The organism is Yersinia antarctica, from assembly GCF_056636475.1.
In genome coordinates this window covers 1,732,074-1,745,529 of the sequence record NZ_JBSJQF010000001.1, presented here as the reverse complement: position 1 = coordinate 1,745,529, position 13,456 = coordinate 1,732,074, and the positions used below count along the sequence as shown (strand labels likewise).

The following is a 13,456-nucleotide window of genomic DNA, read 5'->3' as shown; positions in this document are numbered from 1 at the left end:
ACCTCTGTTTTATTTATTAATAGCTTTTACTTGTTCAAAAATAGTCTCGGCAGATAAACTCCAAGAGTTAACTTTATAATAATTCCTTATACTGTACTCTTTATCCACAAGTAATTCTTTGTTATAAATATACTTCTTAAGCGCTTCAGTCCAACCAACAACATCCCAAGGAGATATATACTCAATAAAGTCTCCTCCAGCTTCTGGTATAGAGGCTGCATTTGAAGCTAAGCAAAATTTTCCATATGCTAGACTTTCAGATACAGGTAGTCCCCAGCCTTCATACAACGACGGATATACACTGAAGAGGCTGTTTCTATACAAAAGTGAGAGCATGCTATCTTCAATATTATTGAAAATTTTAATTTTATCTTTTACTCTAGGGTCAAGAGCAATATCTTGAAGAAAATCATGAACTCCCCAACCGGGCATACCTACAAATACGAGTATAGGTAAATTCTCACACTTTTCCTCTATTAGATTGATATATGCCTTATATAAAACTTCATGATTTTTTCTTCTTTCAACTGTTGACACAAAAAGAATATATTCACTATGTTTAAGATCAGCTGGTAATTCCACTACTTCATTATTTTTCAAATTAGGGAAATCACATCCCAATTGTATAACATTTAATTCAGGAATTGGTGTACCCATTTCAACTAAAAGTTCACGGAGATCTTTTCTGGAACAGTCTGAGATACATAATATTTTATCAGCACACCACGCCACATTTGAAAAATAATGCCTAAAGGCAGCTGAAACATTACCGACACAAAGGTGAGGCAGTTTCACTGGAATTACGTCATAGCAAAATAATATAACGTTTAAAGAAAACTCTTTTTTAAGAGAATATAAATAGGTTAAGTCTTTCTGATCCCAATCCAGTCCTAAGGATAAATAAATATCATTCGCTGCAAAAGGAGAATCCCTTTCTAATTTATTGGCTTTAGCTTTTACATGAGAAGAATTTTTTTCATGTTTAGCGAAGAGTTCTTTTAGACCAGCCTTCAGGTGCCTTGCACTACCAAGAAAATATCCAAAAGCACTTTTTTTTCTGACAAGAAACGAATGTAAAGAAGATGAAATAGAACGAGGTAGTTTGGAGTTATACTTCAAAAACAAAGTCTTTAGCCTCTGTTCAAATCCTATTTTAGATGCATCGTCAATTAATATTGATTTTTTTTGATATTTAGAAAAATTAGCAAAATAGGAGTTTACAGTATCCCGACTAACTTCATAATACCCGACGAGAGGATCATATACACAGAATTTTATATCATCATCAGTTTGTCCAATAGCATATTTTGCACATTCAGCTTCGACTCTAATTATTCCAACAGCAGGACGATTCCATTTACTAATAGTAGTAACGTCCATCCAGATAGATGACATTTATTTTCCCTCAATTACTTTTTTTACAGTTTGTGGAATAATCTGAAGGCAATGTTCCCAAAGTAAATCATCTAGGTTATTCGGCTCTTCAGTTGTAGTGCATTGCGATTTATCGTTTAAGATAGACCTGATAGATGAAGTAAAATCCTGACTATTATGACAAATTTTTATTTTATCAAGATCTTTATAACGTTCATAGCCTCTTAATGCTGTTTCAGTGGCAATAACATATTTTTTCGAAAAAATTGCTTCTGCAGTTTTGATATTAGATCCACCACCATGTGGAATTGGCAAAAGAAAAGCCGTTGCAAGTTCCTTTACTGCAGCCAAATCTTCATCTGAGAGCATATAAAGTAACTGAAGCCTACTTTTATTTATACTATTGTAATCAGTATCAACTAATTGACCGTAAAGACTTTCGCACACACTGCCAACAACGACAAGTTTGGAGTCTGGAGGTATACAAGCTAAAGAATCACCGATACAGGCTTTAAAACCCGTAAAGTTAGGGGGGTGTCCGCTAGCCACATACAAAATCCAAGGGACCATTGGTAATTGACTTCGCCAATAATCTAGTCGATCCTTTGCCGCTGTCCATTTTGAAATTCCATTTCTGGCAAGAATTACATTCTGTGCACCATAAGTAGATAATACATCTGAATCACTTTCTGTTACAGCACATACAATATCAGCTTGTTGAGCTGCACTAATTTCTAATTCTTTTATTTTTTGGATAATAGATTCAGCTTCGATGATTGAATAACTTTCTAAAATATCTTTTTTAAGTATCCATTCAATATTTTGTGAACCATATATTAATATAGGCCTTCTAACAAAAAATTCACTAATTAATCGCTCAGTCAAAGGCCATAACCAAGGCTGCTCAACATGTATAACATCAATATCTTTAGGTATTATTTTTATCAGTTTATCAAAAAAATCCCTATCTTTAGATACATATTCGCCACATTGAAGGTCAGTAATAAGTGGAACTAATTTTCCATCAAATTTCCTATAAGGTGAATTAAAATCAAAAGGTAGATCATGAGAATCAACATCACTTTTAGGATAGTTTTCAGGCTCGTATAAAGCAAAATTTATTATGTCAAAACCATTACTTTCATATACCTTTTTAATATTAGCTAATCTTATTTGCCCCCCATGCCGTGGTTTGACTAACGGATATGTACTTAACAAAAGCACCTTACTTTTCATATTTACCTTCAAATAATAACTTATTTTAATGAGGATACTCATTTCAAAAAAAAAGAACCATTTTGTTATAGATATATGACTTCATTCCTTTGTTTTTTTACTTCTGACTGAATTAATAAAATATTTTATAGGCTTGACTATCAGTGATATCATATTCTTACAAAATTTTATTATATTAATTTCCTCTCGCGAGCTATCCCTTTTATAGCAATCTAATTCATCCTTAATTTCATTGACTTTATTATTTAGCTCACAAACTTCTTGGTTAAGTTCATTAAGCTTACTAGTGAACTCACTAATTTCCTTTCTAAGTTCATTAAAAAGCATTTTCCTCTCCATAAGTTTTTCTAAATAATAGTTAAGATGAAAATTGCGGATTTCCTTTTCACTAAGATTTGAGAGTCTCCAGTCATAATAATTTTTATCATATAGAAACTCTAATGGAATTAAATAATTTAGAACAGTAAAATCAAGAAATTTACCAGCATATTCTCTATCCGTACATTCACTTAATAACTTGAATGGGGAATCACCTAAGATTATTGTCTTTTTTCCATATAAAATAGCTTCGAGACCAACACTAGAATTTATAGTCACTATATTCCGACATTTATCTATAAAATCTTGGGGAGTTAACACCTCACTATTTGCAGTTATCTCAGAGTAATTTATATATCCAGAAGGATGTTTACGAATCAAAATATCATTTGATAAAGAGCGACAATAATTTATCAACTCAAAATTAGAGAATCCATTTGAAAATGCAATAATATTTGAATCATCTTCTACTTGTAATGGAACACCAATATCATATACTTCTTCAATCAATCTTTCTTTTTCTTGCCCTTCTATTTTAAGTAAATTTAATAAGTAATTTCTATCAAACTGAGTAATCTCAATAAAATCTTTTTCTTTGCTAAAAGAAGTAAACCTTTTACTAGCTTCTGTATTGCCATTCACGCCGCTGAAATCAAAATAGCAAGTTCCTACATAATTAGGTGCTCGCAGAGGCCCCATCTCATTGTGTATAACTTTTATTTTCATCTGCTCAGCAATATAAGCAACACTAGGAATATTACACCACAGCACAATGGCAGAAATTTCATACTTTGATACTAAATCATTAAAAATGTCATTTAGTAAAATCTCAAGAGGTAAATACCGCTCAGTTAATAACTTTCCCCAAACAATATTTTTTGATTTGTATTTTTTCTCCAATTCATCAAATATTTCAGGATTGATTAAAACTTTATCAATCGATGTTAATAAATCTTCTGTGGGGATGTTAGCATCATAAGATGCTAACCAATTATCAGGTATATCAGCAGATGGAGGTTCGAAAATTTTTTTTTGGCCTATATGAATAGCATTTTTGATTGGAAACCTATCTAGTGCTAAATATAAGCTAGTTAAAAAAGTTTTATGCGTATATTTCACATCATAAGGTAACCAAAAGAATATATATTTATTATCTTTTTTGGAATACATATATATTTACCTGGCCTTGAACCTTTTCAACAGGCAACATTGCATTTTCATTCAACAATTGATGTGTATTGATTCCATGCTCATCAAATTGATAAACATCTTGGCCATACCATGTTAGCAATTCTAAACCATCGCTGAATTTAGATAAAAAATCTAAATGAGTGTAATGTCTAAAATGAAATTTATGTGGATTCAGATCTAAACTGTGTTTCTCCTGATTGGGTACAGAAACTATAATCAATCCATCTTTTTTACATGATTTTTTGATTTCGTCAAAAAGTTGTTCATCTTTATCTACGTGCTCAAGTGACTCAAAGCAGGTTATTACATCAAATACATTGACGGGCAATGTGAATGGAAAAAGTTTATTCGCGAAAATATTATTTTCTTTAACGTAATTTTTATTAGCTTCTAAGATCGCTTCAGAAGAACCATCAAGGCCAATAAAATTGGCCTGTTCGAATTCAGAAGATAACATAAAAATACCATATCCATTCCCGCAAAAAATATCTGCCGCATTTATGATGATGTGTTTTTTCTGTCTTATGATCTCTATAGCCAACTCATATCTTGACGTATGATCACGCCGAATACCATCAATTGTATTAGAGGTCTGCCGTTCACCGCTATAAAGGGAATAATCTTTAGTTTCATCTAAGTATTCTTCAACAGATACATTGCTAACTTCACTAGTATTCTGAGAATAATCTACGTTAGTAGTATCTTTATTATTTTTGAAAAATTTCAACATCTGCTGGAACATAAAGTATCCCTCCAAAATTATTTTTTAAAAGATTACTAGGGGTATTCACGGTAAATACCTTTGCACAAAAAACTCTATCATAAAAGTTAGGGGAATACGGGTCCTCTTTTATACCTATATCTACTCTGTAATCTCCCATAAAAAATGGTATTTTAAATCGCCAAGTTATAATAGACACCATACCCTTATTCATTAATGGAAGTCTCTTATTATAGTAATTGGAATTCATGCTGAGTAAAGGGAAACCTGCCTTATCTCCGATTAATAATCCGATAACGGCTCCTTCTGGGGTAGCGTCATTGCAACGAATGACAGCTTTAAATACTACCTCATCCTGGGCATAGAAAGTATTACTTTCAATCTCATCTGAGTTTAGAATATCAAAACTAATAAATTCTAGGCTCTTGGTTCCTGTGTCTATAAGTAATGAATTAGCCCGTAGATTAGGATCGACTTTAATCTCGTTCGCTGCAACCTCAGTATAATTAACCTCAACATTTTTAGAATTTTTATTGCTAGATTTGTTTTCAACAAGATCATTTTGGTAAAAATCACAAACAGTCGCAGCATCACCAATAGATTTAATCTTTCCATCAGCAATATAGATTGCTCTATTACAAAATTGTCTGACTTGCGCTAATGAATGACTTACGAAAAGAATAGTCACTTTATCCGCTAATAAAGAATTCATTCGCTGCATACATTTAGCTTGAAATGCCAAATCCCCGACACTTAATGCCTCATCGACAATTAAAATATCAGGTTTTACGGCTGTAGCAACAGAGAATGCTACTCTTGCCTGCATCCCACTTGAATAAGTTCTTACTGGCTTATCAAAATAATCTCCCACGGCGGCAAAGCTTTCAATCTCCGGCATAATGCCACTGATCTCTTCTTGACTGAAGCCTAAAAGTTGCCCTGCCATATACGCATTCTGCCGTCCTGTGAAATCGGGATGAAAGCCCATACCTAGCTCGAGCAACGCAGCAACTCTTCCCTCAGTGTGTATTGAGCCAGTTGTAGGTGTCGTCGTCCCAGTGATCATCTTTAGTAACGTACTTTTCCCTGCACCATTTACGCCAATAATACCTATAGAATCCCCAGGATTAATAGTAAAGGTTATATCTCTTAATATCCATTTTTCAGTATGTCTTTTTTTAGCCGGAATAGAGATCCACTCGATAAACCTACTAAATTTATTCGGATATTGCTTATAAGCTTTTCCGACATTATTTACTATGATACTACTCATTATAGTTCATCCACCATGTCTGCCGAGTGTTTTTTAAATAGCTTAAATCCTAGATAACAAAAGACAATAGATAATACAATGACTAATTTTAGTGGTCCCACTTGTGGCCATTGACCATGAACAAAAATGTTCTGATAAGAATTAATCAGTCCAGCCATTGGATTCCATCTAATTAATTTTTGCGCCCATTCGGGTAGTGTTCCAACCATATATACTATTGGAGTAAACCAAAACCAAAATTGGAGTAAGATACTAATAAATTGCCCAACATCTCGGAAGAAAACATTGATCACACCTACGGTCATTCCTAGACCTATGGAAAAGACTATCTGTAGTATAAGAAGAGGGACCATTGCTAGAATAACGACTCCAGGAAAATTCCCACTTAGTATTAAAAATATAATAAAGATAGTGAATATTATAATGAAATTAAGTAGTGATGAAATGCTAATAATAATTGGTAAGCATATTCTAGGGAAGTTTAATTTTTTTAATAAATTTGCATTATCGGTAAATACATTTTGACTTCTAGATATAATCTCCGCAAAAAGCCCCCAGGTTAAGATGCCTGAACACAAATATATACTGTATGAAAAGGATCCAGATGTTTGTGGTAACCTAGCTTGCATTAATTGAGAAAAAATGACAGTGTAGACGATAATCATGGATAACGGTTGTAATACTAACCAAGAAATACCCAGCATACTCATCTGATAGCGCGATTGAAAATCACGCTTTACGCTGCCAAAAATAAACCCTCGATAGCGATATATTGCCAATAACATCTCTTTCACTGTTATTCCCTACCTAGTAATTCTAAAATTTCCTGAGTCTTATCATTCATTAGTTCAATATTAGCTAAAGACTCAACATTCAAGCGCACAACCGGCTCTGTATTCGACGTTCTTAAATTAAAGCGCCAGTCGCTGTATTCAATATTGACACCATCGGTTAAATCAATATTGGTCGCACCAGGTTCGTAAATAGCTCTAATTTGAGCAATACGTTTGTGAGCATCAGTGAGTTTACGGTTAATCTCACCAGAGGCCGGGAATGCTTTCATTCGCTCACCCACAAATTGGCTCAAAGACATATTTTTGACGCAAAGCAATTCAGAAACTAACAACCATGGAATCATACCACTATCACAGTATGCAAAATTTCGGAAATAGTGGTGGGCACTCATTTCTCCACCATATATTGCATCTTCTTTACGCATTCTTTCTTTGATAAAGGCATGTCCCGTTTTTGACATAATTGGAATGCCACCAGCTTTTTCTACTATATCTATAGTATTCCAAGTCAAACGCGGATCATGAATAATCTTGGCACCAGGTTCTTTTTTCAAAAAAGCTTCAGCTAATAAACCAACAATATAATAACCTTCAATAAATTGCCCACTCTCATCGAAGAAGAAACAGCGGTCGAAATCGCCATCAAATGCTATGCCCATATCTGCACCAGATTCGGTAACAGCTCTTGCAGTGTCCGCTCGACATTCAGGTAACAGCGGATTAGGGATTCCATTGGGGAAATTACCATCAGGCTGATGGTGAACTGTTACAAATTCTATAGGGAGATGAGCTGCAGTAAAACGTTTTTCAATATCATCAATAACATGTCCGGCCGCACCATTACCGGAATTTACTACTAACTTCAAAGGCTTGGTAAAATTTTTAAAGTCAATATAGCCCATCAAATGATCAATATATTCATTAAGGACCGATACCTTCTTATAACTCCCTCTTTTACTTTGAACTGGTACAGTAAAGTTATTTTCTTCAGCAAGTTTTTGGATATCGCATAACCCTGTATCACCGCTAATGGGTTTAGCATTTTCTCTAACTAACTTCATACCGTTATAATTCATCGGATTATGGCTAGCTGTTACTTCGACTCCACCATCAACACCTAAATAAAATGTGGCGAAATAGATTTCTTCTGTTCCACTTAAACCAATATCTAATACATCGCTACCAGCATCCATCAAACCTTCTGCCAATGCCATTTTCAATGATTCACTAGTTAAACGAACATCGCCACCGACAACGATAGTTTTTGGTTTTAGATATTCACCAAAAGCTCGACCAATACGGTAAGCAATATCTTCATTCAACTCTGGACCTAATTGACCACGGATATCATAAGCTTTAAAACAAGTTAAGGTATTCATTGTTTCCTCTAAATCAGCAACGGCCATAATGGTCTTTAACTCGAATAATATCGTCATCGCCTAGATAAGAACCTGACTGGACTTCAATAAGCTCAAGTGGGATCTTACCGGGGTTTTCCAACATATGAAGTGAACCAATAGGGATGAATGTCGATTGATTTTCAGTAATTAAAAATGTTTTGTCGCCAATCGTCACTTTTGCTGTTCCTGATAACACAATCCAGTGCTCTGCCCGATGATGATGCATCTGCATGGAAAACGCGCCACCAGGTTTAACTGTAATCCGGTTAACATTAAAACGCTGTTCATTAACCACAATATCGCAGCGCCCCCAAGGACGATAAGTTTCTCGGTGACGGCGATACTCGCTACGTTTCGTCTGCTTGAGATATTCAACGATCTTTTTAACGTCTTGTACTTTAGATTTATCTACCACTAGCACCGCATCTTTAGTGCTGACAATGACTAAATTATCCACACCAACTGCAGCAACTAATTTCTCATCAGTATTGATATAGCAATTCTGTGTATCATGCAGGAATGTATCACCTGTAGTGGCATTACCTGATTTATCTTTGTTACTCACATCCCAAAGTGCGGACCAAGAACCAACGTCACTCCACCCCGCATCCAGCGGCACCACTACGGCGTTATTTGTTTTCTCCATTACCGCATAATCGATTGACTCATCAGGGCAGGCACTGAACTGATCTTTATCTATAGTGATGAAATCTTTGTCTGAATCAGAATCCTTCATCGCAGCTTTACAAGCATCAAGAATGTCTGGTCTAAATTTCTCTAACTCTTGAATATAACGTTTGGCCCGAAACATAAACATGCCACTATTCCAATAATATTCACCAGAATTGATATATTGTTCAGCAGTTTCTAAATTAGGTTTCTCAACAAACCGCTTGACGCTAAAAGCTTCCAAAGCCTCTTTGACTGTCGATTCTCCACGCTGAATATAACCATAACCCGTTTCTGGGCCGGTCGGAACAATCCCGAATGTTACCAGGCAATCCTTTTTAGCAAAAGGAATCGCACCGATAATAGCCTGGTGGTATGCATTACAGTTATTGATGATATGGTCAGCAGCCAACACCAACATTATCGGGTCGTCGCCTTGAGAGATAGCATTTAATGCGGCTAAAGCAATTGCAGGGGCAGTGTTGCGGCCAACGGGTTCTAATATTATATTATGTGAAAGTTTATTAATTTGTCGCAACTGCTCTGCGACCAGGAAACGGTGTTCTTCGTTACAAATGACAACCGGTTCTCTGACAGAAATCCCTTCTAAACGATTTACAGTTTCCTGCAACATCGAATTCACCCCGTGCAAGCGTAAAAATTGCTTTGGATAGAGTTCTCTTGACATCGGCCACAGGCGGCTGCCCGTACCGCCAGCCATAATCACGGGAAGTAACATCATATATCCTTAATCACCATAAAGTTTGAACTAAAGAGGTACCGCCACAACAAGTGAGAATGAAAACCATTTCACTTTAAATAATATGCTATTAAATAATTAGTTTTTACAATGCTACCGCCCTTGGCTTTTCAGCTACCAATAGCTATTGGGTCACATTTACAGCATAGTTTACGCATATCTTGCATTGCAGAATGCATGATTTTAGCAAGGAAAACACACCCAATTAATCATTTTATTTTATGGCTATTATATAGCATTAACTTTGACTTTAACTAGGAAACATCTGTGATTTTTATATGTTCACCAGAATGCGAATACCATAATAATATATCCACTTCAACCATTTAGATGTAAGTTTACGGCAGTTCTCTAGCATACTTTTTATTTTCAATCTCATCCAATTTTTATATTTAGATTTGAAAATTCCCAAGTATAAGCCCATTATTCACTTTGGCGGCATAAGCCGTAGAAATCAAAGGTGAAATTGGATATATGGAATGGATCGCAGATCCTACTATTTGGGCAGGACTGGCAACGCTGGTAGTGCTCGAAATTGTATTAGGCATTGACAACCTGATATTTATCGCCATTTTGGCAGAAAAGCTTCCACGTCATCAACGAGATAAAGCCAGAGTTACCGGTTTACTGTGCGCACTGTTGATGCGTTTGGTGCTGTTAGCCAGTATTTCATGGCTGGCCACATTAACGGCTCCCTTGGTCACCTTATCTGGCCACCCGTTCAGCGCCCGTGACTTAATCATGCTGGTCGGTGGGGTATTCCTGCTCTTTAAAGCCACCATGGAGTTAAACGAGCGGCTTGAAGGCAAGGACCAGCATCAAGGTCAGCAGCGCAAAGGTGCACGATTTTGGCCGGTCGTCGCACAAATTGTGGTGCTGGATGCCATATTCTCGCTCGATTCGGTTATTACTGCCGTCGGTATGGTAGACCACCTCGCGGTCATGATGGCTGCGGTCTGTATTGCCATAGGTTTGATGCTGTTGGCCAGTAAGCCATTAACCCGTTTTGTCAACGCGCATCCAACCATTGTCATACTCTGTCTGAGCTTCTTACTGATGATCGGTTTCAGCTTAGTGGCTGAAGGCTTTGGTTACCATATTCCAAAAGGATATCTGTACGCTGCGATTGGTTTCTCCGTCATTATTGAATCGCTCAATCAATTCGCACAATTCAATCGCCGTCGCTTTTTGTCAACGGTTAGACCGTTACGTGAAAGAACCGCAGAAGCAGTGTTACGTATGCTAAGTGGCAAACACGAAGAGGCCGAGCTGGATAACCATACTGCTAACCTGATCGCTGATAATACCAGTGTCGGCCAAGAGGTGTTCAATGAGCAGGAACGCCGCATGATTGAACGGGTGTTGGGGCTGGCGCAACGTACCGTGAGCAGCATCATGACATCACGGCATGATGTTGAGTATCTGGATCTTAACGATCCGCCAGAGAAACTGACTCAGTTGCTGACAAAAAATTTGCATACCCGAATTGTGGTTACTGAAGATAGTTCGACAGATGAACCCTTGGGCGTTATTCACGTCATTGATTTATTAAGGCAACAGTTAGCAGATGAAAAGCTCGACTTACGCGCATTGATTCGCCAACCGTTGATTTTCCCCGAGCAGGTTTCGCTGTTGATGGCATTAGAGCAGTTCCGTCAGGCACAGACGCATTTTGCCTTTGTCGTGGATGAATTCGGTTCCATCGAAGGGGTGGTTACCCTGACCGATGTGATGGAAACCATTGCTGGTAATCTGCCCGTGGCCGGTGAAGAGTTGGATGCCCGTCATGATATTCAGCAAACCGAGGATGGTTGCTGGATTGCGAATGGCTATATGCCGCTGGAAGATTTGGTGCTCTATCTGCCGCTACCTATCGATGATAAACGTGAATATCACACCTTGGCCGGGTTAATCATGGAGTATACCCAGCGCATCCCACAGGTCGGTGAACAGATGAAAATTGGTGACTACCTATTTGAGCCGTTGGAAGTCAGCAGCCATCGTATCTTGAAGGTAAAAATAACACCGCTGAAAGTGCCTGACCCAGATTATGAAGTGTAATAAACCATCGTGATTTGGCGTAAAAGCCGGGTAAACTCGCCCGGCTTTTTTATCGTGATAGATTGTGATTACAAGTGCACAGGCACCAGAATCTCAGTGGCAACAATCACCACCACCAACCCGACTAAAACCGGTACCGAGGTGCGTTTCACCACTTCAAATGGTGAAATTTTTGCCATACCAGCAACAGCAACCACCACGCCTGAAACCGGGGATAAAGTACGCCCCAAATTTGAAGCCTGTAGCATCGGAATAACCAGATAGGCTGGATTTATCCCCATCTGAGCTGCCAGTTTTGGAATCAATTCAACAAACGCATAGAACGGCGCATTGCCTGACCCGGTGGTCATGGCCGCCAGCATCGTAATCACCACCAGTACCAGCATCATAATAATGCCACCGGTACCAAAAGATTGAGCTAGCCCAATCAGACCACTGATAAAACCAACGGTACTCAATCCTTGTGCAAATACCCCGGCGGCAACCAAAAGCATTACTACAGTAGCAAACGCATCGGCCATGCCACGATAAGCCACCTCAAGGCCGGTAAATACCGTTTTAGCACTGAAGCTGCGTAAGAATTCAATGACGGCGGCAATCAGCATACAAATCACCAACACCGTAATAATATGCAGTTCCGGCCCCCATTTACCGTCAAATATCAACACGCCGATAATCGGGGTAAAGGGTAAAATGGCGTAGAAACCCGGCGCATTGGTGGTGATGTCATTAACATCCATCATCTCATGCTTTTCCTGACTTTTATTATCCAGATAGCGCTGCCAGAAGAAGTGAGCGATAGCCATGCAGACAATCGCGGCAATAGAGATAGGTAAGGTGGTTTTAAAAGCAAAATCGACTAATGGCATCTCAGAGGCTTTCGCTGCCAGTACCACATCGCCTGAGGTTGGCGCGAGAATAATTGCCGCCGGTGATGCACAGATTGCAGCTGCGGCACCCCGACTGATACCGACGTTAACCATCACTGGGAACAGTGTCGCCATCAGTAACACGCCCAACCCGGTTGCCGATGATACCGCCAACGACATCAAGCAGGCCACAAGATAAGCCGCAACCATCAGTAAGTATGGGGAATTGATCATTTGCAGTGGTTTAGAGGCAATCTTAACCACGACATCATTGGCACCGATATGGGTCATATAAGCCGCAAAGCCACATAGCATCATGATCATCATGCCAAGATCGCCACCACGGCTCATCAGCAAGATTTTGACATATTCAACAATGTCCGTCGCCCGCCAGCCGGTTGAGGTCGCACTGGCAGGTAATACATTCTTGCCCATTAAGGCACTGATAATTAATAGCAGTAAGCCACCGACCATCAGCACACCTGTTGCTGAATAGCCTTTAATAATATAACGGCCTACACCTACGGCCACGACTATCCCAATCAAAAGATCTAACATATACCCTCTCTGAATCTTGCCTGTTGCTGTGTGTTGCTAAATATTGCTTCAGCATTATTATCGTTAAAATACTTAAATGGCTCTGCACTCTGCCCAAAGTCCATCGGCGAGTTTATGACATCTATCAATGATTCGCAGAGATTTTAGAAACAAATAGTAGTTTGTGAGCAAGAGAGAGGATTTTATGTTTTGAATGGCGAGATTGGCGAACAATTACACAACAAATAGATAA

Annotated in this window: 10 protein-coding genes; 1 reads left to right on the top strand and 9 read right to left on the bottom strand. The window is 38.0% G+C overall.

Annotation, left to right across the window (positions count from 1 at the left end):
• Window positions 1-9 precede the first annotated feature (9 nt).
• The 8 genes from ACWJJO_RS08055 to ACWJJO_RS08020 form a co-directional block, all read right to left on the bottom strand.
• Window positions 10-1,395 (bottom strand): glycosyltransferase family 4 protein, encoded by a 1,386-nt coding sequence (locus ACWJJO_RS08055; protein ID WP_083159345.1) that lies wholly within the window; start codon window positions 1,393-1,395, stop codon window positions 10-12.
• Entirely contained in the window at window positions 1,396-2,610 is a 1,215-nt protein-coding gene (locus ACWJJO_RS08050; RefSeq protein WP_083159346.1) for a glycosyltransferase family protein, read from the bottom strand.
• A gap of 81 nt (window positions 2,611-2,691) precedes the next feature.
• Window positions 2,692-4,098 (bottom strand): GT99 family glycosyltransferase N-terminal domain-containing protein, encoded by a 1,407-nt coding sequence (locus ACWJJO_RS08045; protein WP_481090895.1) that lies wholly within the window; start codon window positions 4,096-4,098, stop codon window positions 2,692-2,694.
• Window positions 4,079-4,861, bottom strand: coding sequence for a class I SAM-dependent methyltransferase (locus ACWJJO_RS08040; RefSeq protein ID WP_083159348.1), 783 nt, complete (start codon window positions 4,859-4,861; stop codon window positions 4,079-4,081). The genes ACWJJO_RS08045 and ACWJJO_RS08040 overlap by 20 nt, the downstream gene beginning before the upstream one ends.
• On the bottom strand, window positions 4,827-6,113 hold the full coding sequence (locus ACWJJO_RS08035) for an ABC transporter ATP-binding protein (RefSeq protein WP_442847967.1): 1,287 nt from the start codon (window positions 6,111-6,113) through the stop codon (window positions 4,827-4,829). The genes ACWJJO_RS08040 and ACWJJO_RS08035 overlap by 35 nt, the downstream gene beginning before the upstream one ends.
• A complete protein-coding gene (locus ACWJJO_RS08030; protein ID WP_083163770.1) occupies window positions 6,113-6,898 on the bottom strand; it encodes an ABC transporter permease in 786 nt (261 codons plus the stop codon). Before ACWJJO_RS08030 ends, ACWJJO_RS08035 begins: the two co-directional genes overlap by 1 nt.
• Window positions 6,899-6,909: 11 nt before the next feature.
• Window positions 6,910-8,286, bottom strand: a complete 1,377-nt coding sequence (gene cpsG, locus ACWJJO_RS08025; protein ID WP_481091571.1) for a phosphomannomutase CpsG — start codon at window positions 8,284-8,286, stop codon at window positions 6,910-6,912.
• A 13-nt stretch (window positions 8,287-8,299) separates the two neighbouring features.
• Complete coding sequence (locus tag ACWJJO_RS08020) at window positions 8,300-9,715, bottom strand: mannose-1-phosphate guanylyltransferase/mannose-6-phosphate isomerase (RefSeq protein WP_083159350.1); 1,416 nt, start codon at window positions 9,713-9,715, stop codon at window positions 8,300-8,302.
• 495 nt (window positions 9,716-10,210) lie between these two features.
• Here ACWJJO_RS08020 and ACWJJO_RS08015 point away from each other — a divergent pair, with 495 nt between their 5' ends.
• Window positions 10,211-11,797 carry a TerC family protein gene (locus ACWJJO_RS08015; protein WP_083159351.1) on the top strand — a complete coding sequence of 529 codons (1,587 nt, stop codon included), beginning with the start codon at window positions 10,211-10,213 and terminating at the stop codon, window positions 11,795-11,797.
• 68 nt (window positions 11,798-11,865) lie between these two features.
• On the opposite strand, the gene dcuC is transcribed toward ACWJJO_RS08015, so the two are convergent.
• Window positions 11,866-13,224 (bottom strand): anaerobic C4-dicarboxylate transporter DcuC, encoded by a 1,359-nt coding sequence (gene dcuC, locus ACWJJO_RS08010; RefSeq protein ID WP_005187706.1) that lies wholly within the window; start codon window positions 13,222-13,224, stop codon window positions 11,866-11,868.
• Window positions 13,225-13,456 lie beyond the last annotated feature (232 nt).